Here is a 22,749-nt window from a genome sequence, read left to right as displayed (position 1 = left end):
TCTAGTCAATTTGGTGTTGCAATATTTGAGAAGCGGGGGTAAAAGACCTCAATGAAAGTTGTTTTTGCTGACGACACGTTGGCTTTGATCGAAACCAACCAGGCCGCACGAACACGCCTTTCTGTTGCGCTCATCAAATCAGCGAGGCGCAAATTAACACTGCTGAGAGCTGCTCCAGACGAACGCTCGCTGAGAAACTGGAAAAGCCTGCATTATGAGAAGCTTAAAGGGGACAGAGAAGGGCAACGCTCCATTCGTTTGAATGACCAGTTTCGACTGGTCTTTACTCTTGATGATGTAACCAGCCCGCCGACAATCATTGTCGTCTGTATTGAGGACTACCATTGATGGATAACTTAGACCTACTCCCTACTGAGTTGCCCGGTGAGTTCATCACTGAGGAATTGGATGCGCGCGGCATGACTCAAGCCGATTTGGCGTTTGTTCTTGGATGGGATGCCGGACAGCTGAATAGGCTGTTGAAGGGTAAGACCAGTATAACCCCAGATACTGCTAACTTGCTTGCTGACGCTTTCGACATGCCCGCAGAGTTCTTCATGAACCTTCAGCAAATGTATGATTTGAGCCGTGCTAAGAAGGCCGACCCTAGTGTCAAAACCCGCGCCACCTGGTCTATCTTTCCTGTTAGGGAGATGATCAACAGGGGGTGGATTTCTGATACTGAGAGCAGTCTTTTAGATTTGCAGATGACTCGCTTCTTTGACAAATCTGACATTAGTGAAGTGCCGTTTGTCAGCGATGCGCCTTTGATGGCGCACGCAGCCAAGAAGAGTTCTTACGAAAGTGTGTCTGCCGGACAATATGCATGGCTGCATCGCGTGCGGCAGATCGCCGGAACCATCGAATGCCCACCGTACGATGAAGAGAAACTAAGAAACTCAATGCCTGCATTACGCTCGCATTTTGTCGACATAGATGACCTTCCGGCTATCCCTGCCCTTCTCTTGGCTTGTGGTGTGCGCTTGATACTAGTCGAGCCTCTGCAGGGAGCCAAAATTGATGGCGTTTGCTTATGGGTTGATGGGCAACCCGTTATTGGACTGACAAATCGATTGGACCGGCTGGATAACCTATGTTTTGTGCTGCGTCACGAAATTGAACACGTATTACGCGGCGACGGTCGGGAGGAACAGTTTGCGCCAATCGATGAGTTTGGGGGCAATCTCGACTCGGATAATGTGGAGCTGCCTGAATGCGAAAAAGCAGCGAATTTGGCCGCCGCAGAATTTTGCGTAGATCAAAAGCTTCTGAACTCGTTTGTGTTGAGGAAGAGTCCTTATATCTCGGAAAAAGACATGCTCTTATTTGCAGCGAGAGCACAGATAAATCCGGCTATCATCGTTGGGCAAATCCACCACAAAACCCAAAAGTACCGTACGTTTAGGAAGTACTTAAAAAGTATCCGCAGCTCTTTGCTTGAGTGGCGTGCAGTGGATGGCTGGGGCAAGTCATCTCAAATCGAGCTATGATGAGGTAACTGAAATGGCAAACTTTACTGAACAAGTTGTGAAGCTTTGGGAAGAGTGGGAAGCTGAAACCGGAGACGTGTCTGGAGATCCAAGCCAGTTTGTTGAATGGGCAGTTTCGAACCGAAAGCTCCTGCCACAACCTCAAGATGTGAAAAAGATGTTGCGGAGGCAAGTAACAAGCTCGTTGCGACAAGCGCGTCGTTTGGACCAGGAGGGTGGTTTTACCTACCGCGCCTATCAGTCTGTATCACTTTTTGAAGGCGGGCAGCCAATCAAACACTACTTCGACACAGATACAGGTGGCTCACCGGCACTTCGGCAAAAATCGGTCAAACAAAGACGTGAAGCAATCGCTAGTGACGTTTACCGGGCAGTCTGTGATGTGGATCGCATGAACAAAATTCATACAAATGATCCTCAACTAAACTTGTTCACAGACTTTACTGATGACGTTATTGAGCAACGTTTGGCAGACCAAGCTGATTTAGACGACGCAGGTGAAGCATAAGGGGGTGGCCAATGCAGCCACTTGCGGCCTAGAGCTAAAACGCTGTTGGGCTCTATAGGCTCCCGTTCAGAGAAGCTGGAACCATCGACTTTAAAAGTATGGGGCACACCATTCTGGAATGCTGAGAAATCAGGGTCTGACCTGCTCTACGTTGGGTCCGAGTCTTTACGTCAGCTCTGGTAGGCTAATGCTCTCTACGCGACCGAGTATCGTGCCCCGCCCATACTAAGCCAGTGAAACTAGAGAATGGGCGGTGAAAGTCGGTATATTTGGGCGGTTTGGCATGAAAGCAACAAGTTAATCTAAGGGGTTGGGGGATTGGCTTTATGATGCGCAATCGCATTCTCAATGTTGCCCAGCAAGGGTAAGAAACCCTTGAAATCAATCGTACCGCTTTGTTTTTGAACAACATCTCTGGCAAACGCCATCTTTCCGTACTTGTTTGCTGCAATCTTCTTTTTTTGACCGAGATCGAACGTCTTTCCATTGAGGGGCGTGTTCAGCGTTTTATGGTCAAATAGGTGCTCGATGAATGTGTCCTTCCCAGCGATCTTTGGGATTGGAACTACATACAGGTTCTTAACAACATGGTAAAAAGGAGCAGTTCCATCAGCACCTTTGAGACCAAACTTCTCGTCCAACATCTTCCAAAGTCCGTTATTGGCAGCATCGTTGTCGACCACAGCAAGTACAGGCTGAGAAACACTGGCAGCCTTACATTTGGAAAACCTTACGGCGTAAGTTTCAATAAAAGATTTCAATGGGTTGGCGCCGCCAGTCAGGGCGGTCACAGTGCGAGCGGTTTTGGAGTAATTGTAGAAACTACATTGCAGTTCGACCTTCTTGCTAGTGAGTGAGACCACTGCAAGGCTTGGAACATGAGCGTGTTTCGACTTGATCGCACATTTTAGGTAAATGTTATCCGTAACTCCTTCGCAAAGAATTGTTGGCTTTGCATTGAAAAAGAAATTTCGAAAATAGAGAAAGTCTGAATATCTACGATAGAATGCTGGAACCGAGACCTCCTTGTCCTTGAACCGAGCGAGAGGCCAAGGCTTGCCACTCGAATCTACATACTCCTTTGATTTAATGTGGAATTCGTGGGCGAGCTTTCCCGCCAAGACGTTTGGCCTCACATCTTGCTCTGCTTTCGTCACGGGAGCTTGTACATGGCACTTGCCGGTTTGAAGCAATGAATGGGTCATATACCGTACCTGCTTGGAATACTCCTTGGGCACATTGACTTTTTTGTTCACTACTAGGCCGGTAGTTTCCTGCCTGCCGCCGGCAAACTGCATACGTGTCTTGGCCGAATTAACCGCAAACCCGCTAGTATGAATCTTGTTCAGGACTTCGCTGCCGACGGTCCATATGCCGGAAGGGTCACATTCCGCGACTTCGCTCGGGAACGTTTGTTTATTCGTCGAAAACGTCAGGTCATCCGCGTATCTCGAATAACTACATCCATGGGCCTTCGCTATCTTGGATAAGCGGATATCCAAAATTCGTGTAATGAGCTCTGTAACGATCGGAGACGTTGGTGCTCCTTGCGGCAACTTATTATTGTGGCAACAAATTTGAGCTAGACTAGTTGCGACTTCCTCATTGAGGCTGAAATCTCGATTTGAAAGAAAGAAGCCACGCACACGACCAAAGTTGAATGAGCCAAAAAAGTCCTCAAAATCCAAGTTGAAGACGTAGCGTTTGTTGCGGTGCTTTGCTCCATTTGAAGCTATCGATAACCCCCTTCTCTTCTGAAACGCATGAGACAGATTCAGGCTCGTGTTTTCTGTTTTGGGGTAAAGCTCGTTGTAACACTCGTAGAGCATTCCAGATGTTCTGGATTGTATTGCCTTCAAGTGAGAGTTCGGCGCATGTATGACGCGATCACCGCCAGATGCCTTGGGGACAGTAAACTCGCTATACCTCGCTGCTAACGGTATTTTGTAGAGAGCGAAACTGAGATGCTTGGGTTCGATACCAAGAAGTCTAGCTAGTTCTGATCTGGAGCTCGTAGCTTTAAGTCTGCTCAGTTTGGTAGCCAAATCGCCCTCTTTCAAATCAGCCTTCGGGCACTCTTACGCAAGCTAGGATTACTACAATCCGTAAAACTGCAAAGGAACTCGAAGAGCAAATCTGACCCACAATGCGGTCAACCATCACAATGCATGATGACAAAATCTGCCCGAAGGCTGGATGCAAAATATCAATCGAAGAGCTGAGGTCAAGTCTGCTTTAGGTTGAAGCTCCGAGTTTCATCCGTAACAGATACCGATCAGACGGCCCGATGGGTAGCATAGATACCGAGTGCACATTCATAGATTTGCTAAAGGCTCCGTGCTTTGAGTTGAGGCCCATCCTGAGTGGCTATGGATGGGCCTCGAATACGGTGTGGGATTCGAACCCACGAAACCCCGAAAGGTTTTACCGAGTATCAATCGGCTGCATTACCACTCTGCCAACCGTCCTGAATACCTGTCGTCGCCGACAGGGGTGCCACCACGTAGCAAATGTCGAATTTCGTATCAATCCCCGAAGATCAGACGACTCGACGCCCATAAACCGAAACTGGTTGCGCCAAAACAAAACGTTCAGCTTGGGAAGCCGCGTCAAATTATTGAATGGTCAAATTCACAGCACGAAATGTGACTTCAATGAATACAACCTAAATAGTTTTCTCCAAAACGTTCCATCGCCGCAGGAGCAACTCGTTCGTTGACGCTCTCATCAATGTATAACCCCCAAGGATAAACGTCGACGTTTGCTAGGTCGAAATCGTCTTTTGGGTTCTGCTTGTTTTGGCTGAGAAATGCGTAGCGGATCCCTGCCCACATCTCGAAGCCGAGCTCGACCTCGAGGCCATCATATACGCTGTCGCCAGGGGCGTTAACGATCACCTTTTTGGCAATGTCACCGAGTGCTTCCAACAGCATAATGCTGCATGTATGGGCTATGATGTCGGCCAGTTGGATACCCATTACTTCCCTGGACTCTTGCTCAAAGTGGAAGTTGCAGCCTGCGAGCTCTGCGTCTCCTACAACTAAAGCCTCAGCCGCGCTTTTTTGTTTGAAGAGGCCTTCATCGAAGAAGACCTCGTGCTGCTGGCCCTCGAGTCGGGGATGCTTCATTGCGTTACGCAAAAGCGCCAGAGAAGCAGGGCCTAACTTTCTGACGTCATCTGCACTATCTACAATGCACAAGGCCATTTTGCAGTTTCGTGTGATGAAGCTTTTCAAACTGTTCCGCAGCGCTTGAAGATTCTTGTGATCTTTCATTGTCGCTGAAGATTTGAATTCGAACGTGCTCGGATCGAAGCCATGCTTACGGAAAAGGACGCCCATTTCTTCTGTGGGATCCGCATCACATATGGCGAACGCTGCAAGTGAAAATCCGGATCTATGGTGCTTACTGTCGTCTAAAAATAGATAGGCCATTACTGCTTAAAACAATTCTCTCTGTGCCAGGTTACAAACTCAGTCCTTGGCCGGTTGGCGAGGCGGTCCGGAACCAAGATCTTGCCGGACGAGTTGATCATCGATGTCACGGCTTCGATATCGTTGCTCTGGCGGGAAACCAGAATAGTTAGGTCGTCTGCCAACCCAACGAGGCCGCGATCAAACATCCAATGCGCTGTTCCAGACAAGGCGAGCCCATTGCTCACGATGTCAGGGCCGTCATGTTCGACCGGTCTGATATGAGCGGCTTCCACCTCTGCACGACCGCCGCCATTGATCAGACGCAAGCCCGTGATGGCACACCGTTCACCATAGGCACGCAGGACATTCTTCCTGAAGTTTCGGTCGCGAACCGCGCGGTTGGTCAATTGGTTGACGCGATCCCGTGCTGGCATGTGTTGGAAAGGTTTTTGCGCGTCCTGAAACCCTGGCAACTGCATCGCATCGCCCACGCGAGGCAGGATGTCCTCATCTCGTCCAAGACCACGTTCGACTATTCGGGCAAAGTCTTCAGCTGAAAGGGTTCTTACTGCGGCTTGCGCGCGTCCCGATATCTTGCCTTGATCGTTCAGCAATCCTCTTTCGATGATCGAGTTCTCGTTCCGGAATGAAACTGGGTCGCCGAAATCAAGATACGTTCCCGGTTCGATCACTGCCAAGAACATGTCCTGCTTCCTAGGATCCGGAATGATCTCCTGGACCTTAGCGACAGCAAAGTACCCTTTGGTCTCTTTGACTTTGCTTGGCTCCAGGTAGACGATCCAATCCCCTTCGCACTGTTGGGCGCGTGAAAGGTATTGCTTAGGAAATTGATACCGCTCCGAGGGAATGTCGTCGTAGATCGAGTCGCTGCGATGGATGAAGATACCGAAGGCCATCGGATCACCCGCGTTGAAGGCGTTCCAGTTTTTGCTCGGCTGCGCGAAGGGTCAGTACCGCACCTGTCAAAAATGGAAGTGCAAAGCCAGCCGCAGCGATGGCAAAAATCATGATGGCGGCCAAAACCGAGTATTCGGCGGTCTGTTGTGCCAATGATAGTCGCCCCAAGCCGATAAGGTAGAACACACTGGTTCCCAGGAGGATTGGGTACAGCGGGTCAAGGGGTTCAATCACCTCACGACGGGTGCGCTCCAAGACTGAGTGTCGCAACATGTTCCAGCGTTTGCTTGCCTTGTTCACCAGATTACTCCCTTACCAACTCGATCCATGTGTGCACGTCGTCATCGGTCACTTCACGGCCTTCGACATGCGATTGATACCAACGAGCCACGATAGCCCCGCGCTTTTCGCTTTTGATTTTTATGCCCTCGTCGGTGAGGTGCTTATCCAGCGAGCTTTCAATGTGTTTGAGGGCTTCGAAATCATGTCCCGCCCGAATGGATTTGGTGCCCAGAAGTAGCCAGGCGACGTCAATATCGTAGCGGCTTTGCATCTTGACGAGGGCCTCGACCGGGACGCCGCGTTTGCCTTTTTCATAGCTGTGATAGGCGCGATGTGACACGCCAATGGCTTCAGCCATAGCAGCCTGCGAGACGCCTATCTCATTGCGACAGATCGCGAGGCGAGCGCCAATCTCTGCAAACAATTCAGCATCATCTCGCACCATGCAAGTTTCCCAATTGACGAGTGCGCAATTTTGTATAAACATAGCACAAAATGACGCATATTTACGTTTTCACCCATCTGACCACGTCAGAAGGTGCAGAACAAGCGATTCCATGCGTATCGCCGATTCAACTTGAGCGGACAAGGACAACTGAAATGGCAGAGACCAACTATTCAGACAGCTCTCAGATCCTGGGGCTTGGGAAAACGCCCGCGCAGTGGGTCGAAGTCATGGCCGGGATGGGGATCGATATTTCAGAACGCACGTTGCGCGAACGCGCCAATGAAACGGGCGCATTTTATCGCCTTGGGCGGACCATGCTGATCACGCCCGCGCAAATTGATACGATTTTTGAAGGAGGCCAGTCATGCCGCTCCAAATTTACAAGAGGGGCCGTGTCTACTGGGCCAAGGGGTGGATTGAATACAACGGCAGGCCAATCGCCGGCCCATACCGGCGAAGCACTAAGGCATCTACAGAAGAGGGCGCACGGGACTGGATAAACCATGAGACCGAACGCCAGATTCGTCGCTATGTCGTGGGCGACGAGCCGAGCAAGACGTTCTCTGATGCAATCATGCTTTACAACGCGTCCCCAAAAGCGGCGAAGCAGTTGATCCCGATTGTCGAAGCAATCGGCGACCTGTCGCTGAGTGCGATTTCTGGCGCGCTACTGAAAAGCCTTGGGCCGAAGCTGAAACCCAAAGCGTCGACCGATACTTGGTGGCGCGAAATCGTGACGCCCGCGAGTGCGGTGATCAACAACGCGCACGAGCTGGAAGGCACGCCGCTCATCCGCGTGAAGCCTTACGATAAGTTTGAACGGATCGCGCAGGACAAGCGGCGAGGGAAGCTTAGCCGCGTAGAGCGCACGCCAGCTGACAAGGAATGGATCGAGGCGTTTTGCCATGCGGCCGATCCGTACAATGCCGCGTTGGTCCGTTTCATGTTCGAGACGGCTGCACGGATTGATCAGGCTGTATCACTGGAGCCAGATGACCTTCGACCGCACGAGAACAAAGTCCGCGTGAAAGGGCAAAAGGGCCATCCGGAGAGTTGGATCACCGTCTCGCCTCAGATGATGGACGAGCTTCTCGCATTGCCAGCTAAACGCCCCAAAAATCGCAAGACCGGCAAGCTCATGAAGGCGCGCGTTTTCGGCTATGGCAGTTCCACCGGTTACAACACGCGCTGGAAGACGATCTGCAAGCGCGCGGGTATTCCCTACCTGTCAGCCCACCCCGCTGGGCGGCACGGTTTCTTTACTGAGTTGGTCGTACGGCAAGGCGTTGATCCGGTCACAGCTGCAAAGGCTGGCCGCTGGTCAGACCCCAATTTGCCCATGCGCATCTATGCCCACGCAGAGACGGATGAGGCCGACATCAGAGCCCGTTTTCGTACAAACCATGTACAGGATGAGGCTGTGCAAACACCCAACAGCAAGAAATCACAAAAGGAATAGCGCTATGAACGCATCCCTCCTAAGGGGCAGGTTGCAGGTTCGAATCCTGCCGGGGTCGCCACAAAAGCAAAGAAATACAGATCGTTGTGCTTGTCTTCGCCCTGAATCTTGCGGGAAATCGTAGGATCATGGGTTTGAAACAAATCAAACGATATCAGAGCTAGTGTGAATGAATGGTTCAGCCTTTGGTTTCTTCCAGAGCCGGAAAGAACTCACACGCGCGATAATACTGGGAATAGCATGGCTAAGCCAACGGAGAGCAACGCTCTGGGCCTGGCAAAACCTGACGTTCGAGCCAAGCCAACAGCGAAGTTTATGCGAGGGTGGGTATTCGTTTGTTTTAGGCGGTCATCAACGAGGTTGAGCGCAGAGTCTTGCCACGGCTGGTATGATAGGGTTCCTCGGATCGACATCAGTGCCACATATCCAGTCATCGATATTGACGGGGCGCAGAAGCTGCATTGGATCATCTTCGCGGTGTCGTCGGATTAGCGGCTTGCCAGATTTGCCGAAGTAGATACGAAGACCGGTTTCTATATAGTTGTTGCCGCCTTCCCTCAGTTTGCCGGATAAATACAGAGATGAAGATGGGCCGTTTTGGGTGTCAAATGCAATTTCTCCTCCGTAGAGAAGCGAACTGTAGTCGTTCTGGAAACCATATCCAAGTTGCAAGTTGGTGTTATCGGTTGGGTAATAAGACGCCAGCGTTCGAAGGAATAAGTCGGAGTCAATTACATCGCCACCATTAACGCCTGCTATGGCGTCCAAAGAAAAGCGCCCGCGATAGATAGCCCCCTCGACTCCCCCTTGAAAGATATCAGCGTTCAGCCCGTCTTTTAAGCTTACATAGCTTCCAACGATTCCGATTAGGCCTTTGGACGGATCGCGCCAGAAAGCGTGGAATCCAGCCCCCAACACTCCGACCTCTTCGGAGCCACCAACGTCGAGATTTGCGGCAATCCCGTCCAGTTGAAGCCCATACTGATGACTCAACGGGACGGTATAAGAACCTGTTGCTGCATAACCGTCATTGTCTCCCAAGACCCCACTTAGTGAGAGCTTACCGTTTGCTCCGTCAACTGCGGGTAAGCTTTGGGCGGAAATGCCTCCGCAAAAGCTGAACGCTGCAATCAAGCCCAAAGACAAGAGCTTACGGATCGGTGTTTGCACGGTTTTCCTCTTTAGATGAACGGCTCCCTAAGCAGGGTTTCAGCGGCAGACCAAGCGCGCAATTTAATAGTGTTGTTCCAGGTCGACTATCCCCTGGGTGTGTCTTTCGAGCGACCGCATTAGCACATCCATCAACCCTAAGGCGCAAATTCGGTTCTGGTCAGCGTGAACAACTTCTTTTGCCAGGAAACCGCCACTCGAAAAGAGTATCGCGAGTTAACTGGGACTGTGCGGCGGCAAGTAAATTGCGTGGTGTCCCTCGCTAAAGGCGTCACGCAAGAAGCTAGAGACGCCAACAAGGGCGCGATTTATCCAGAAAGTGCAGATCAGTTCGAAGACACTTTATGATAAACGAGCGGCCTGCGGTCATCCGTTGCCTCGTAGCGGATAATCCCAGTGTTGGCGTCCAGCGTTAGGACTCTGTCCGCAACATCTGCCGGTTCTTCACCGTCGCAAAAAACACGACTGTTTTGACGAAGCATTTTTCCTTCGTCATTCAGTTTCCCTTCAGCCACAATCCAACCGCGCCCGGTCTCACACAACGAAATCACGGATGGGATTATCCGCAGTTCAAAGGTTTCAACACTTGTGAGCGATATTGATAGGTAGTCAATTGAACCGTCGTAAACGTCCAGGCCTTTGTACAAACCCGACCAATCATCTTTTTCCGCAAAAGCATGGGCCGGTAAGGCAATTGCACCCGCAAGAACCACACTTAGAATTCTATATCTCATGTTGACCTCCAATCTTTGGCTAACTACTCCAAGGCGGACAGTCCTGCGAACCGGGCAAGGAACTCTTCGCTATGCTAATCAGCATACCGTTCAACACGTTCGTCAACGGCTGATCTTGGGCTTATGCCCGACCTCTGCATATCTGCCAAACTTAGGGCCCCAGAGAAAATGGGCGCGCCAACAACCAGCGCGCCCTATCCTTGGGGAGGATAATGATAATCTACGCTTCGAAATACGTTGAAGCGAACTCACTTGAATAACCTTAGTATCGCTAGGTTCGGCAGTCTGGTCAGTGAAGATAATCACACTTCCAAACGTTTTTCTGGGCTGTTGGGCAACCGAACGATTTGCGGACCTTGTTAGGAGCGGTCGCCAGTTGCAGTCTTGTTTACTGAGAGTTGTCGATATTGTGAATAAATACGGACATTTGATCCGTATTCCGCATTGCGCGCTTACCTGACATTGTGAATACTCTAGAATGACGCGTTTCAAGCTTTGGACAGGCGCTGTCTCAGACTTTCGAGGTGCAAGCTTAAAGGGTTTCCATGGTACTACGCAGTTTCTTTGCTCAGGACAGCTCGAGCTTAATCGTTACCGCCAGTTCTAACGGGTCAATCATCGGTAACCCGATAGTCAATAATTCAGATACTCCGGATGGGACCGTCTTCCAGTATTCGGCAGGTACTGGCACGACGGTTACATTGGATGACACATTTGATGTCAATGTTTTCAACGACGATGATCCAGCAAACCACGTTATCACGGATGGGGGCGGCATCGTCGCCAATGGGACGCAGGTTGAGGCAGAGTCTCAAATTATCATCCGAGCGCTTGACAGCGGCGGCAACCCGGTTGGCCCTGAAATCACCGTTTATGTATTTTCTCAAGGTGGCGTGTTCTCGGACGTCTGGGGGTATGCAACTTCCGCGCCACTGCAAAACGGTACGTCATATATCAAGGTCAGCGGGTCAAACATAGGCACGTCGGCCTATACAAATTTCATGGCCTGCTTTGGCGAGGGAACGTTGATAGAAACTGCGATCGGTGACGTTCCAGTTCAGAATATTCTTCCTGGCGATGAAGTTTGGACAAAAGACCGTGGGCTACTACCTGTTCGTTGGGTCGGCACCACTGAAGTTCGGGGCTTTGGGGCGTTTGCGCCAGTGGTCATAGAAGCCGGTGTGTTGGGCAACACAGGTGAACTTGTCCTGTCTCAACAGCACAGGGTGCTGATTGAATCATCAGGCGTTGAAGTGTTGTTTGGCCAATCCGAGGTATTGGTCGCCGCAAAACACCTGTGTGGTCTGCCCGGAGTAAGCATTCGGGAAATGGATGCGGTACGGTACACTCATTTTATGTTCGACGGCCACCACATAGTCAGGTCGAACGGAGCTCTGACGGAAAGCTTCTTTTTGGAGAAAAACGCAGTCAAAGCGCTATCGAGCCCACAGCGCCAGGAGATACTTTCACTTTTTCCTTCACTCAATCAAGGAACGAAAGAGTTCGGCAGCACCGTTGCAATGACAATCAATGCGCAAGGAGCGTCGGTTTTGAGGAGCTATATGGCCACCCAATAATTGCCAAATGGCGCCCTTGGGGAGATTGACGAAAACCTGATGCGATCGGAGCTAACCCGACGCAGATGGTCGAGCATCTGTTTAAGCAGAAAGAGCTTTGGGAGGCATGGGAGAATATTTCTGCAATTTGCAACACAACTCCCGGCGGGCGGAGGGATTTGACACTGATATGGCCAGCACCCCGAAAGTGAAAATTCTCAAACAGATACATCTCCCAGCAGCCAACCAGCCGATGGTAGGCTGTTCAGCAATGCCCTGCACCTGTGTTGTCGCTAACCTGCCCGGCGGATAAGCTATCGTCCACCTGCGTCTCAGGCGTTGCGACGATCGATCAGAGGCAATTGATGCATTGGCATTAAACCGAGACAAGGTTGCTCGGCGATCTTCAAATCACATCATCAAACACTGAAATCAAGTCGATCAGGTTGCATACATCAAAGGCTATTAAGACAAGTGAGTGCCTCGATCTAACCAAACCTAAGCAAATTCCGGAATCCAACGTCTCGCTGAGGATGGTGAGTTTTTCCACTTGAAACTCGCTGTTGGGGTGAGCTTCTGACTGCAGAATTTCCGGCAGTCGATCATTTCGGAACTCTTTAAGTGCGCTCACCAGCTCGTCGGAGCCAAACTCCGCTTCTAATCGTTCCTCTTTGATTTGGACGAATGCCAACGACACATTTCTCAGTTGGCCACACAACGTGTTGGGATCAAAACCTCGATCCACTGACGTTTGTTCAAGCGTCTTTCGCAGCATACTCCCAGAGATTCTGCCTGAGACGCCCAACAAATCCGGTCTTGGTAAACCCGGTTTCAGGAATATCCTGGAGCTTGGTGAAGCAGCACTGGCAACGTGTTTGATCGCAGTGGCAATCGCCAGTACGTCTTCCGGGTCTTCTGTCGCGAGTGGCTTGTCAATCCAGCAGGCAAGCGCCGGATCGTTTGACGCTGAGACCAAGATCAACCGGCGACCGCTAACCTGTAGTTCGAGTGTTTTGTCCTCGATAAGAAACTCCAAGGTCGTTCCCAATACCGCCACATCAATCTGCTGGATTATTGTCGCAAACGGATCCACCGGATCAAACGCAAGTCGCCCGCTCTCAATCTGGAAAACTGAGTCAGCCAGCTCTGAAAGCTGGGATTGCAATGCGCCCGGCTGGGACATCAGGAAACTCCGGTCATGATTTCTTCGTTAGAATTGTATCTATTGACGCCTACTATTCGTGGGCCGCTTGCGTTCAGAGTGCGACGGGTTCTGAATGCTGGATGGTTCATCGGGAATCTACCAGAAGGAGCTGTCGTTTTAGCTGGATCGCTGCCAAAACGACATCGATACCATTCGCTTCGTTTGCTTCGACCCGAAACAGTTCAACTAAGTCGCTCAACTCGTGCAACATCGGTATGGCAACCTCTAGTCTGCGATCATGGTGCCAAGCCGCCAGGTCGCCCTCGATTTCCGAGACAACCTGCGCCATTTCCGTCAGCACATCGGAGACATCTATTGATTCACCTTCAGGAGCAGGTCGCCCCAGATGCGAAAGCTTGTCGATGGCAGATTGGATGCAGAGTGAAAAGGGAACGCACGATGCTGTATCTGTGTTTTGATAGTCAGATGCGATGCTATCCAATGAGTCTTCCAAAGACTGACCCATACGCTGGTCCAGATTGCCAGAACTGTGATCAGGGATGCTATTCAGAAAGATCTTAGTCTGATCTGCTGCATGCCGGCGGGCCTGGTCTATGTCGCTGCGCAGGATTGACAGCAACTTGTGCCCGCCGGACGCCCTGAACAGTGCCTTGTCTAAACATGTGCCCGCCCGTGCGCGCGCAGCGTCTTCTGTAGACAGTTGAACAGCGTCCATGAACACGGATCCAGACGCCGATTGCGAATGATCGATGGGTTTGCCATTTCGAAGCAACACCAGCAGCGAGTGGTCCTTTGTTTTGTTGGGCATCCTGTCCCACAGCGCCTGTTCGGCTGCGTCGAAATCATCAGTGAACCAGATTGCGATATCCGTCTGCGGCACCAGCCAGTCCATCGTGGCTTCAAAATCCTCTGTTTGCGGCGGCAGTGTTTTCGCGAGGATTGAAATCTTGGTCAACGCGGGCAATGGCAGCGTCAGATGCGCTGACCGCAGGCCATCGGCTGCAATCTTTGCCAGGTCGAACGGTGGTTTGTGGATGTGTTCGGTTCCAACAGATGTTTCAACTGACATCAGTTCGGTTTCGGAATACGACAGTTGCAGGACATCGCTGAAATCGTTCGGCGGAAGCAAATTCTGACCAAGCAGAAAGTTCAGCAACTGCGCCTTTCTAACCTTTGACGGGCTCAGGATCGAGATCCGGGCAGGGCGGGTTAGCTCTGCCAATAACTCGGTGGCGCGCGTAGTTATTTCGGGGCCGAACTGCCCTTGCGACAACATTGCCCGAAGCCGCGCCTGCAAATCCAGCGGTGGTCGGGGTACCTGTGTCATCGCCGTGTTTTTCCCCGCAACTGCCGCTGGCAGCTCTCACAGGGTATCAAACACGTCGTCATCGTCACTTTCCCTAGCCCAGTTGAAAGAGTCGCCACACAGCGCTTTGAACAACATCTTGGTCTCACCAATGGATATCTGATCACCGTCATTCAGTTGCTCGTTCGAGATGATCGGCTTGCCTTGCAGGCGTACCAAATTGGTCTTGCCGCCGTGACCAAGCAAAAACATCTGTTGCTCTGGGTCAAAGGCGATAGCCGCATGATTGTCGCGTGAAATCGCCATATCCCCGAAATCAAGGCAAACGGTCTGGTCAGGATTCCGACCGATATTTGACAGGCCGGAATACAACGTAAAGGCATGGCCGTATCCGGGCCCGTCAATGATGACCAACCAGCCAACGGGCAACGCGGCGTTGTCCGAGGCTGGTTGGTCTTCGGCGCTGAACAGGTCGCGCGTTGAGCTGTCCGATCTGTCGAACCCGACCAGCCTTGTGCGCATGTCGCGCAGGTTCTGGCTAACCGGGCTGGACGGGTTCAAAAGGGCCTCTGTCATCTGTGTGGCCGGTGTCACGGGGCTATCCAGCTCGTCGCTGACGGCCTGAGGGGTAGCTGAACAACCGGCTCCGTCGGGCAAACTGTTGGACGAAATCGGATACTGGCCCAGGGTCTGGATTGCCTGATCCGCGTCGGCATTATCGTCAACGGGTGTTTCGAACGGTGCGGGTCCCCTGGGCAATTCCTGACTGGAATTGCCCTTTTGACGACGGTTGACCAGATGATCTAACATACTCATTCGCAACACCTTTCCAGATCAAACCAGTGTTTACACCAGCTCGGTCGAGACATCCTGGAGGAAGTCCAGAAGGCTGTCGGCGCTGACCGCTTCCGGGTTCACCGTGTTCGACGGGAAGTACCGAAGGAAGATGCCGCGTGTTTCGCCTTCCATGCCTTCGTGATGGCCCATGGACCAGGTTGGGAAGATCCGCTCTCGCACGTCCTGGCACGAGATCAGAATGATGTTCAGGTGACGCTGGTCAGCAGCAATGCGGTGATAGATCGAGCTGACTTCGGCCCGGCCCCCTTCGAGAACCTGAAGGAAGTAGTTGCCGTTGAAGTGCAGCATGCCGGTGACGTTCATCGCCGAGTTGTTGCGCTTACAGATTTCAAGCAATTCGCCCATACTGAGGCTCATGGATGGGTTTCGCTGGCTGTAGTAAATCAGACGTGTGAGGTTCATTTTTCCACTCCGTTAAGAAACAAGTTGTCATGTGACGCAGAAGCATTGGCCGGAACTGGGTCGATGGGCCGCGTCTGGTTTCGGTTTTTCGAGGCTGCCTTGAATGGCACAGTGCCTTGTGCGATCGCGCGTGCAGGGCTGCGGTCGATGGCATCATGGCGACGGCGTTCCGCGCCGGATCCGAACCGACCATTTTCCCGAAGCGCGCCGCGTTTTCTTTGACGTTCACGCTCCATTTCCTGTTGCAGGCGTCTCAGATCGCCGCGGGCCTGATGCATCCTGCGGTTCGCAGTCAAAAGCTCCTGCTGATAGGCTTCTTCAAGCTTAGTGCGGAACTTCAACACGCCTGCCCTACTGGACCGATGCAGCGCGAACAGCAGGATCACAAAGGTGCCCAGCATCAGATAATCGGGCAAAGGTGCCTCGAACGTCTGGATGTCTGCCAGAACGGCCCTGGCTGGGACTTCCAGGTTGGCAAGTTGTTCAAATATGTCCATGGCGTTTGCCTCCGTTACTGAACGACGAATTCGATTGATTGATCCGACACGCCTGCCAGCTGGACACCACTTTCAGAATACGCGCTGTCCACCACGGCCAGGTGCAAAGTCCACGTCTCCAGGTTCCAACGCACGCGCAGATCAGCGATTCCGGTGCCAGCCAGTTCAAGACTGCCGGCGATCTGAAGACCCGCTTGGCTACAGTCCAACGTGGACTGAACCAATCGAGACACGTCTTGTTGACGGCTGTCCCAGTCGGATGCGGTTTGAGTGACGTAGTGCAACGCGGCGACCCGAGACTGGATCATCTGGATGCAGTAGGGAGCAGCGGGATTGATACTGGCCACCACCTGAACCGGTTCTTCCAAAACCGGTTGAGCAGGCGGCTCTGTCTTTGCAATTACATCTGGCAGCAAATCCATATCGGTGGCGGAGGGGGTGGCCGCCGTTTCAGTCACTGTCTCAGGGTTTAAGGGGGTGTTTTCTACAGTGTTGTGCGGCCGTTGCTTCGGCCTTTTCGGGGTTTCCAAGCTGGTGGAAACAGCTTCGCCGTGCAACGCATCAAATGCCGTGCTCAGCGCAGTATTGGCTGGCATGACACCCACTGAAACAATTGCCGCAACAGTCAACAAACCGGTCGCGACGATCATCGAAGGCGCTCGGCCTCTTTTGGCCTCGGCCGTCTCGGCGAGTCGATTGGCACGAGCCAACGGCAACCCGGCACGCTTGCCTGGCGCTCCGTCCATTTGACGCTTCTTAGCCATCACGATTTCCTCTGAAATCTGAATAGAACAGCGCCGTTGTTCGCGGCGAGTTTCTTCACCTCAACATTCACGCCTGCGGCGACTTCGGTTAGCATCTGTTCGTTGTCGATCAGCGAAACAGGGGAATTGTCGTCAGACAAAATCAGGTCCAGCCCAAGTTCGACAACCATCTGCTGCAAAACGCCTTGGAGGCGATGAGAATAAAGGATCATTTTCAGTGTTTCCGGTTGCTTCCTATTTGATACGAATTTGACAGCCGATAGTGTTCAAATTGAGAAAAAGGAAAGGCATCTATCAACTAAAGAGAGGTTTTATTATGTTTTTCTTAATTTTAGAGATGAATTCAACTTAATTGGCGTATGCGCAAGGCTGGATTTCTGGATCGCAATCTTAAGTCTGCCCGATCCGTGTGATGGAAAAAAACCGGGCCTTGGGCCCGGTTTCGATTAGTCAACGGCGGAGTCTGCCCGAGGGTATTTATCGGAGGCGATTAGCCCTGCACGCTGCTTTCGATCCAGATTTCAACGCGGCGGTTCTTAAGACGCCCTTCGCCAGTCGAATTGCATGCCGCTGGCGCAATCTCACCATATCCGGTTGTGGAAATTTCAATATGAGCCAATTGCCCGACAGCCTCGGCTTTGAGACGATTCATTAACCGCTCGGCCCGGCGCTGCGAGAGGCGGCGGTTGCTATCATACGTGCCGATATCATCGCTGAACCCAACCAGTTTGACCTTGGTACCGCTTGGTTGTTCTGTCAGGAATTCGATCAGCCGCGCCAGTTCGGAAATGCTGCGCTCATCTAAGCGGGACGAACCCGAGCGGAAATGAAACGTGCTGGACAGGCGGTCATGTTTGGAAGCCGTTTCCAGCATTCCGTCAATGATGCCTTTTTCATAGGCCTTATTCTCGACTGTTTGAGCATAGCTTTTACGCAATCCGGGCATGTGCTGCGGCAGTCGGCCAATGTTCAGGCTTGTGAAACCCGCGACCGAAATGGCGTCCTCTGCTTCGCGCGACGTTGCAAAATCCAGCAGACCCTGGGCCAGCTCGTTTTCCATATCGCCGCGGCTATACAGGTAGACCCGACGGACAAACGGATATTCTTCGGTTTTAGTGTAGAATTCATTCGGTACCGTCATCGCACCGCAGGAATCGATGATGTTCAGTGGGCTGGTATCACGCTGGACGCCAAACGGCAGAAAGCTGATCGCGCCTTTGTTTTCGGTTACATACGAGGCTGCTGCGACATCCGATGTGACGGTTTTGACATCAGCAAAAGTGACCCCTGTGTCATCAAACAGCACGGTTTCGAATATCTCGCGCGATGGGGTCATACCAGAGCGTCCGATGGGTTCAATGGGCATATCCGGTCCGTTCAGTTCTTTCCAGTTAGAGATGTTTCCCAGAAATACCTCGCGCAACTGGTCCATTCCGATTTCCGAAACCGGATTGTCCGGGTGGGTCACGATCGCGATGCTTTCGAGCGCCAACAGATGTTCCTGCTCATCCGAATTCATGTTGCCAGCCCCAAGCGCGGCAAGCGCACGCGCTTCATCCGGAAGGACGCGGCGGGAGGACATGCTGATCTCGGCCTCGTTTCGGGCCAGCGCCTCGAATGCTTCTGCTGGTTTGGCGGACGCTAACAGGACCTGGCCAGCTTCTTCTCTCAGTCCCTGCGCGCCGCCAAGGTCGGCCAGCTTGTCAGGGCTGTTCGGCAGGGGCTGGAACTTGACCTCTCCGCCGGATTGCGATGCATAGCCAGAAAGCAAAAGGGGCATGAGCTCGGCACCGATCGAGTCCGAGCCGGTAATCCGCAAGCTGACATCGGATGTATCAGCAGACGGGCACGCCTCGCCCTTGCAGGTAACACGCGATGCACTGACCCGCATTTGGCCAATCACCGTGTCGATCACAAAATGGCCGTCGACGAATTCCACAAATTCTCCGGCCAACCGAAGCGAGCCATCGGGCGCGACAAGGTCGACCTGCCCAGACACGGCCATTGTCGGTACGGCACCGGCGCAGGCGATCGCAATGGCACTTGCAAAGCTTTTTCTTAGCTTGAGGGTATCCTTCATTGTCAGGTCTCCGTCTTTATTGTTTCGATTGCGCGGGTTGCGCGGCGTTTTCTGGTTCTCCGGCGCATGTCAGAGCGACATGGCCTGATTGATGATGTCCGGCGCGTCTTCGATATCTGGAATCAGCGCGGCCAAAAGCGCGTCGTCTTCAGCCGACCGCGGCGCGGCGGCCTTTGCTCTCTGGTTGGTAGATTTCGGTGCGCTTATCGGGACCTGCGCAGGAGTAGTGTCGAACTGAAGGACAATAACTGAGACATTGTCCTGTTCGGGCGCGTCTGCTGCCTCAACAGCTGATAGCAGGCGCTGCAAGACTTCGGACGCACCACGTTTGGTTTTTTCGCGGGCCAACCTGCAGATATCTTCATCAGTCAGCGTTTGCAGCCCATCGCTTGCCAAGATAAGCGTATCGTCGTCCTCCAGAGCGATTGGATTGTCCGGGCAATCGATGCGCGGAATTTTCTGCCCCAGCACGGCGGAGGTCAGGCAATTGCGGTCTGGATGCGTTGCGGCGATTTCGGCGCTCAGCTGGCCCGAGGCGACCATGGCGTCAATTTGTGGCGCCATCGAGTGATCTTCATTCAAGCGCGTGATTTCGCCCTTGCGGATCAGATAGAGCGGTGAATCCCCGATCGACAGCCAGAACAGCTTTCTGTCAACGACAATCGTGGCAATCAGGGTCGCGCCCATTCCATTACATTCGGTGTTGATATTAATGAAGTCCGACATGGCGTCATTTGCTTCGCCCACCGCATCTCTCAGCAGGGCAGGGATGTTCGCCACGTCCGATTGCAGATCTTTGCGGCGCATCTTCAAGGCTGCAAAGACCTGGCTCACAACAATGGAGCTTGCCATGTCACCCGAGACATGCGCGCCCATACCATCGGCAAGCACGCCAATGCCAAAGCTCTCGCCCTGCGGAAAGTCAGCGACCAGGCAGTCTTCCTGATAGTCGCGCGCGCCCACATCAATGCCGGTTGCCACGTTGAAACAAGGTTTATTGGTCGACCGCATTGCCGTTGTCCTTTTGGTCAGTAGTGTCCCAGCGGAAAGCGGAGTCACACAACGCCTTGAAAACCAGTTTGGTTTCGCCGACCTGAATTTCGGCACCGCTTTCGATTGATACAGTTTCGGTGACGGGCGATCCGTTCAGCCGCACCAAATTGGCCTTGCCACCATGGCCCAGAAAAAACTCATTGGTGCTGGGGTCATAGACAATGGCCGCGTGATTATTGCGCGAGATCGCCCTATCACCGAAATCCAGGCAGACGGATTGATCCTCGCCGCGCCCGATGGTCGACAGGCCCGCCGCCAAAGCGAAGCACTGGCCTTGCCCCGGTTCGGTTGCCACAACCAGCCAACCCACCGGAATGAAACTTGTTTTCGAGCTATCGGCGGTCCGATCCGGCTCTCGCACTAGGTCGCTGCTGTCAAACCCGATCAGCCGCGTTTTTTCGGCGTTTACCTGAGGGCGCGACACAATCGCGGGCGAGGGCATCGACACCGTCGAAAAGGCAATGGGCGGAACCGAGACCGGCTTGAGGGGCTCAGGCGCTATGGCGTGGCTGGGGTTCCGGCTGCGCGCCCTGGATCTTTTGAAAAATCGCATGTGGATTACACCGCTGGCTTGCTGCTCGGGATCATGATGAGGCCCCTGTTTCGATGCTTTCGACCCACATGGTGCCCGCGCGGCTGACCGCAAGCTGTGCCTGGCTTTGGCCGGATGTGATCGTCTCGGCCAGCAATCGCGCCATAGTCGCACCGTCTGAGATTCGCTCGTTCGTGCCAACCATGGCCACAATTGTATCGCCCGCCTTCAGGCCGCTATTGGTGTCCGGTGCCACATCGATGACCGTCGTCAGCCATACCGACCCGTCGAATTGCGTCTGAAAGCGAAACCCGTTCCGGAGATCGGTCATATAGATGATCGGGGCCGTGACCTGAGTGTACATGCGTGTGCCGGCACCCGGGTTTTCGGCAACCACACGAAAGCTGATCTGCTTGCCGTCACTTCGCTTTGCAAGCTGGCGCAGCGTGTCCTCAAGATCAATCACCTGAGTACCATCGACTTCGACAATCCGCTCACCGGATGACAGACGATTTGAAAAACTGTCGTTCACGCTTACGATCACGTTTTCGCTGTTTGAGCGGAACGGCAGATCAAGCGCCCACGAGGCGACCACTTCGCCATTGACATAAGAGTCGACAAAAGCCTCAAGCGCGGGGGTCGTCACAACATCAAGCCCATCGGAGGTGTCCACGGTCTCTTCGCTGGCAACCGTGGCAATCTGTGCGGCCAGATCATTGGGCGTGTCAGCTGCGGGCACCTCGGACGGTCCCGGATCGGTCGTCGCAACCTGCGTCTCTTCCTGCGCAGCGATTGAAGGCGCGGGAGTCTCGGCAGCCGCCACAGTTTCCACTTGCGATGGGCTTGTTTCAAAAATGGCACTGGTCGCCCTGCTGATGCGCGGGTTGTCCAATGTCAGATATGCCACCCCACCAACGATGCAGGCCGCAATTGCAATGGCCGAAACGCGGCCAAGCAGGTTTGACGATTTCGAGGCTACCTTGACCCGCTTGGACGGCCTGGCGGAGATCCGATGTGAGACGCGTTTGGGCTTGCGGCTGATGGATGGAACCTGCTTGGAAGCACGTTTGGCGCGCGATTTGACCGGCGTTTCCATCATGATCGACCATTCCGCCGCTGACGTGACCCGGTCTTTCGGCAAGATCGCCATAGCCTTGTCAATCGCTGAGCAGAATGCCTCATCATAGTCGGACGTCATCTTCCCAAGTGGGATGTAAGGGTCCGGTTCTTTGGCGACATGAGAGGCGATCCGGAGCTGACTGTCAGGCGGCAACTGGCCGGTGATCGCATGATAGAAGCTGGCAGCAACCGAATACAGATCGCTGCTGGGGCCCTGTTCACTGCCCGCGATATAGAATTCCTGGGGCGAGTAGCCGTCCTTGACGACGCGCAATGCAGACAAGGCCCGCGTGGCCTTGGTGGCCTGCTCGCGCGCCGCGCCGAAATCGATCAGAACCGGCGTCAGTTCATCCGTGATGATAATATTGTCGGGCGAGATATCGCGGTGCAGCATCCCTGCGGAATGCACGAACCCGATTGCATCCAGAACCTTGCGCAGGACGGCTTTGATCTGATCGGGCCGCAGCAGAACCACCTTTTGTTCTATGATAGCCAGCAGGTCATGACCTTTCACAAAGTCGATAGCCATGTAGGCGGTGTTGTTTTCCTCAAAAACCTGGTGAACACCGACGATATAGGGATGTTCAAGCTTGGCCAGCGCGCGGGCCTCTTGCGAGAAAAGTCGGACAATTGATCGTAGCTCGCCCACATGGGATTCGGACCGGGCCTCGATCTGCTGTCCGTTGCGGCGGCAGAAAGACTGGGGAAAGCACTCTTTGATGACGATTTGCCGATCCAGACTGTCTGTCGCCAGATACGTAATCCCAAACCCACCAGAATTTAAGTAACGTATGATCTTGTATTGGCCCCGCATAAGCGTGGTGCCGGGTTCAAGCTCATCTACATATTTCTGGCTGTCGTGCTGCCGCGCGTCATCAACCATGCCTCACCTCGAAACAAAAAACTTATCATGTTGGAGAGGTTCCCACTCAATTCAGGCGAGAAAGTGGTGGTGAGCAGTCATTATTTAGAAATTTTCTTATATTATGAGG

The 22,749-nt window shown here is 52.9% G+C and carries 23 protein-coding genes and 1 tRNA gene; 5 read left to right on the top strand and 19 right to left on the bottom strand.

Features of this window, described 5'->3' with window-relative positions; genetic code table 11:
* The first annotated feature begins 51 nt into the window (after positions 1–51).
* From Q1B21_RS14840 to Q1B21_RS14830, 3 genes are read left to right on the top strand one after another with little or no spacing between them, the layout of a single operon-like run.
* Positions 52–348: a type II toxin-antitoxin system RelE/ParE family toxin gene (locus Q1B21_RS14840; RefSeq protein ID WP_299890503.1), complete on the top strand. Its 297-nt coding sequence runs from the start codon at positions 52–54 to the stop codon at positions 346–348.
* A complete protein-coding gene (locus Q1B21_RS14835; protein WP_299890501.1) occupies positions 348–1,490 on the top strand; it encodes a HigA family addiction module antitoxin in 1,143 nt (380 codons plus the stop codon). Before Q1B21_RS14840 ends, Q1B21_RS14835 begins: the two co-directional genes overlap by 1 nt.
* A gap of 13 nt (positions 1,491–1,503) precedes the next feature.
* Complete coding sequence (locus tag Q1B21_RS14830; RefSeq protein ID WP_299890499.1) at positions 1,504–1,998, top strand: hypothetical protein; 495 nt, start codon at positions 1,504–1,506, stop codon at positions 1,996–1,998.
* A gap of 302 nt (positions 1,999–2,300) precedes the next feature.
* On the opposite strand, the gene Q1B21_RS14825 is transcribed toward Q1B21_RS14830, so the two are convergent.
* The 6 genes from Q1B21_RS14825 to Q1B21_RS14800 all read right to left on the bottom strand — a co-directional run bounded on the left by Q1B21_RS14825 (position 2,301) and on the right by Q1B21_RS14800 (position 7,059).
* On the bottom strand, positions 2,301–4,043 hold the full coding sequence (locus Q1B21_RS14825; protein WP_299890497.1) for a retron Ec67 family RNA-directed DNA polymerase/endonuclease: 1,743 nt from the start codon (positions 4,041–4,043) through the stop codon (positions 2,301–2,303).
* Between the two features lie 338 nt (positions 4,044–4,381).
* Positions 4,382–4,466, bottom strand: a tRNA-Ile gene (locus Q1B21_RS14820).
* A gap of 183 nt (positions 4,467–4,649) precedes the next feature.
* Positions 4,650–5,432 (bottom strand): DUF3800 domain-containing protein, encoded by a 783-nt coding sequence (locus Q1B21_RS14815; protein ID WP_299890495.1) that lies wholly within the window; start codon positions 5,430–5,432, stop codon positions 4,650–4,652.
* Complete coding sequence (locus Q1B21_RS14810; protein ID WP_299890493.1) at positions 5,432–6,331, bottom strand: HNH endonuclease; 900 nt, start codon at positions 6,329–6,331, stop codon at positions 5,432–5,434. The genes Q1B21_RS14815 and Q1B21_RS14810 overlap by 1 nt, the downstream gene beginning before the upstream one ends.
* A 4-nt stretch (positions 6,332–6,335) precedes the next feature.
* Positions 6,336–6,632: a hypothetical protein gene (locus Q1B21_RS14805; RefSeq protein WP_299890491.1), complete on the bottom strand. Its 297-nt coding sequence runs from the start codon at positions 6,630–6,632 to the stop codon at positions 6,336–6,338.
* A gap of 4 nt (positions 6,633–6,636) precedes the next feature.
* Positions 6,637–7,059: a helix-turn-helix domain-containing protein gene (locus tag Q1B21_RS14800; RefSeq protein ID WP_058238508.1), complete on the bottom strand. Its 423-nt coding sequence runs from the start codon at positions 7,057–7,059 to the stop codon at positions 6,637–6,639.
* A gap of 367 nt (positions 7,060–7,426) precedes the next feature.
* Here Q1B21_RS14800 and Q1B21_RS14795 point away from each other — a divergent pair, with 367 nt between their 5' ends.
* Positions 7,427–8,521 carry a tyrosine-type recombinase/integrase gene (locus tag Q1B21_RS14795; protein WP_299890485.1) on the top strand — a complete coding sequence of 365 codons (1,095 nt, stop codon included), beginning with the start codon at positions 7,427–7,429 and terminating at the stop codon, positions 8,519–8,521.
* A gap of 351 nt (positions 8,522–8,872) precedes the next feature.
* Here the strand turns inward: Q1B21_RS14795 and Q1B21_RS14790 are convergent, their stop codons facing one another.
* Both Q1B21_RS14790 and Q1B21_RS14785 read right to left on the bottom strand, forming a co-directional pair.
* Positions 8,873–9,691 (bottom strand): hypothetical protein, encoded by an 819-nt coding sequence (locus Q1B21_RS14790; RefSeq protein WP_299890483.1) that lies wholly within the window; start codon positions 9,689–9,691, stop codon positions 8,873–8,875.
* A 326-nt stretch (positions 9,692–10,017) separates the two neighbouring features.
* Positions 10,018–10,425 carry a hypothetical protein gene (locus Q1B21_RS14785; RefSeq protein WP_299890481.1) on the bottom strand — a complete coding sequence of 136 codons (408 nt, stop codon included), beginning with the start codon at positions 10,423–10,425 and terminating at the stop codon, positions 10,018–10,020.
* 701 nt (positions 10,426–11,126) lie between these two features.
* On the opposite strand from Q1B21_RS14785, the gene Q1B21_RS14780 reads away from it, so the two are divergent.
* Entirely contained in the window at positions 11,127–12,002 is an 876-nt protein-coding gene (locus Q1B21_RS14780) for a Hint domain-containing protein (protein WP_299890479.1), read from the top strand.
* 385 nt (positions 12,003–12,387) lie between these two features.
* On the opposite strand, the gene Q1B21_RS14775 is transcribed toward Q1B21_RS14780, so the two are convergent.
* The 11 genes from Q1B21_RS14775 to Q1B21_RS14725 all read right to left on the bottom strand — a co-directional run bounded on the left by Q1B21_RS14775 (position 12,388) and on the right by Q1B21_RS14725 (position 22,640).
* Positions 12,388–13,164 carry a hypothetical protein gene (locus Q1B21_RS14775; RefSeq protein WP_299890477.1) on the bottom strand — a complete coding sequence of 259 codons (777 nt, stop codon included), beginning with the start codon at positions 13,162–13,164 and terminating at the stop codon, positions 12,388–12,390.
* A 106-nt stretch (positions 13,165–13,270) separates the two neighbouring features.
* Positions 13,271–14,473, bottom strand: coding sequence for a hypothetical protein (locus Q1B21_RS14770; protein ID WP_299890475.1), 1,203 nt, complete (start codon positions 14,471–14,473; stop codon positions 13,271–13,273).
* A gap of 36 nt (positions 14,474–14,509) precedes the next feature.
* Complete coding sequence (locus tag Q1B21_RS14765) at positions 14,510–15,268, bottom strand: FHA domain-containing protein (RefSeq protein ID WP_299890473.1); 759 nt, start codon at positions 15,266–15,268, stop codon at positions 14,510–14,512.
* A 30-nt stretch (positions 15,269–15,298) separates the two neighbouring features.
* On the bottom strand, positions 15,299–15,712 hold the full coding sequence (locus Q1B21_RS14760) for a BLUF domain-containing protein (protein WP_299890471.1): 414 nt from the start codon (positions 15,710–15,712) through the stop codon (positions 15,299–15,301).
* Entirely contained in the window at positions 15,709–16,209 is a 501-nt protein-coding gene (locus Q1B21_RS14755) for a hypothetical protein (RefSeq protein WP_299890468.1), read from the bottom strand. Before Q1B21_RS14755 ends, Q1B21_RS14760 begins: the two co-directional genes overlap by 4 nt.
* Before the next feature lie 14 nt (positions 16,210–16,223).
* A complete protein-coding gene (locus Q1B21_RS14750; protein WP_299890466.1) occupies positions 16,224–16,973 on the bottom strand; it encodes a hypothetical protein in 750 nt (249 codons plus the stop codon).
* Positions 16,973–17,185: a hypothetical protein gene (locus Q1B21_RS14745; protein WP_299081351.1), complete on the bottom strand. Its 213-nt coding sequence runs from the start codon at positions 17,183–17,185 to the stop codon at positions 16,973–16,975. The genes Q1B21_RS14750 and Q1B21_RS14745 overlap by 1 nt, the downstream gene beginning before the upstream one ends.
* Positions 17,186–17,463: 278 nt before the next feature.
* A complete protein-coding gene (locus Q1B21_RS14740; protein WP_299890464.1) occupies positions 17,464–19,053 on the bottom strand; it encodes a phosphate ABC transporter substrate-binding/OmpA family protein in 1,590 nt (529 codons plus the stop codon).
* A 69-nt stretch (positions 19,054–19,122) separates the two neighbouring features.
* Positions 19,123–20,064, bottom strand: coding sequence for a protein phosphatase 2C domain-containing protein (locus Q1B21_RS14735; protein ID WP_299890462.1), 942 nt, complete (start codon positions 20,062–20,064; stop codon positions 19,123–19,125).
* Entirely contained in the window at positions 20,048–20,659 is a 612-nt protein-coding gene (locus tag Q1B21_RS14730; RefSeq protein WP_299890460.1) for an FHA domain-containing protein, read from the bottom strand. Before Q1B21_RS14730 ends, Q1B21_RS14735 begins: the two co-directional genes overlap by 17 nt.
* 31 nt (positions 20,660–20,690) lie before the next feature.
* Entirely contained in the window at positions 20,691–22,640 is a 1,950-nt protein-coding gene (locus tag Q1B21_RS14725; protein ID WP_299890458.1) for a protein kinase, read from the bottom strand.
* Between the last annotated feature and the right edge of the window lie 109 nt (positions 22,641–22,749).

It is taken from the genome of uncultured Ruegeria sp., assembly GCF_947504215.1.
In the GTDB taxonomy this organism is placed as follows: Bacteria; Pseudomonadota; Alphaproteobacteria; order Rhodobacterales; family Rhodobacteraceae; genus Ruegeria.
The sequence above is the reverse complement of the archived record's forward strand: the minus strand, read 5'-3'. Positions and strand labels throughout refer to the sequence as shown.

What these genes read in the sequence shown, in the direction of transcription:
- Q1B21_RS14800 (WP_058238508.1), bottom strand. Translation starts at nt 7,059, where the DNA reads ATGGTGCGAGATGATGCTGAATTGTTTGCAGAGATTGGCGCTCGCCTC.
- Q1B21_RS14830 (WP_299890499.1), top strand. Translation starts at nt 1,504, where the DNA reads ATGGCAAACTTTACTGAACAAGTTGTGAAGCTTTGGGAAGAGTGGGAA.
- Q1B21_RS14815 (WP_299890495.1), bottom strand. Translation starts at nt 5,432, where the DNA reads ATGGCCTATCTATTTTTAGACGACAGTAAGCACCATAGATCCGGATTT.
- Q1B21_RS14750 (WP_299890466.1), bottom strand. Translation starts at nt 16,973, where the DNA reads ATGGCTAAGAAGCGTCAAATGGACGGAGCGCCAGGCAAGCGTGCCGGG.
- Q1B21_RS14765 (WP_299890473.1), bottom strand. Translation starts at nt 15,268, where the DNA reads ATGAGTATGTTAGATCATCTGGTCAACCGTCGTCAAAAGGGCAATTCC.
- Q1B21_RS14785 (WP_299890481.1), bottom strand. Translation starts at nt 10,425, where the DNA reads ATGAGATATAGAATTCTAAGTGTGGTTCTTGCGGGTGCAATTGCCTTA.
- Q1B21_RS14725 (WP_299890458.1), bottom strand. Translation starts at nt 22,640, where the DNA reads ATGGTTGATGACGCGCGGCAGCACGACAGCCAGAAATATGTAGATGAG.
- Q1B21_RS14795 (WP_299890485.1), top strand. Translation starts at nt 7,427, where the DNA reads ATGCCGCTCCAAATTTACAAGAGGGGCCGTGTCTACTGGGCCAAGGGG.
- Q1B21_RS14755 (WP_299890468.1), bottom strand. Translation starts at nt 16,209, where the DNA reads ATGGACATATTTGAACAACTTGCCAACCTGGAAGTCCCAGCCAGGGCC.
- Q1B21_RS14810 (WP_299890493.1), bottom strand. Translation starts at nt 6,331, where the DNA reads ATGGCCTTCGGTATCTTCATCCATCGCAGCGACTCGATCTACGACGAC.
- Q1B21_RS14770 (WP_299890475.1), bottom strand. Translation starts at nt 14,473, where the DNA reads ATGACACAGGTACCCCGACCACCGCTGGATTTGCAGGCGCGGCTTCGG.
- Q1B21_RS14730 (WP_299890460.1), bottom strand. Translation starts at nt 20,659, where the DNA reads ATGCGATTTTTCAAAAGATCCAGGGCGCGCAGCCGGAACCCCAGCCAC.
- Q1B21_RS14735 (WP_299890462.1), bottom strand. Translation starts at nt 20,064, where the DNA reads ATGCGGTCGACCAATAAACCTTGTTTCAACGTGGCAACCGGCATTGAT.
- Q1B21_RS14775 (WP_299890477.1), bottom strand. Translation starts at nt 13,164, where the DNA reads ATGTCCCAGCCGGGCGCATTGCAATCCCAGCTTTCAGAGCTGGCTGAC.
- Q1B21_RS14840 (WP_299890503.1), top strand. Translation starts at nt 52, where the DNA reads ATGAAAGTTGTTTTTGCTGACGACACGTTGGCTTTGATCGAAACCAAC.
- Q1B21_RS14760 (WP_299890471.1), bottom strand. Translation starts at nt 15,712, where the DNA reads ATGAACCTCACACGTCTGATTTACTACAGCCAGCGAAACCCATCCATG.
- Q1B21_RS14745 (WP_299081351.1), bottom strand. Translation starts at nt 17,185, where the DNA reads ATGATCCTTTATTCTCATCGCCTCCAAGGCGTTTTGCAGCAGATGGTT.
- Q1B21_RS14740 (WP_299890464.1), bottom strand. Translation starts at nt 19,053, where the DNA reads ATGAAGGATACCCTCAAGCTAAGAAAAAGCTTTGCAAGTGCCATTGCG.
- Q1B21_RS14835 (WP_299890501.1), top strand. Translation starts at nt 348, where the DNA reads ATGGATAACTTAGACCTACTCCCTACTGAGTTGCCCGGTGAGTTCATC.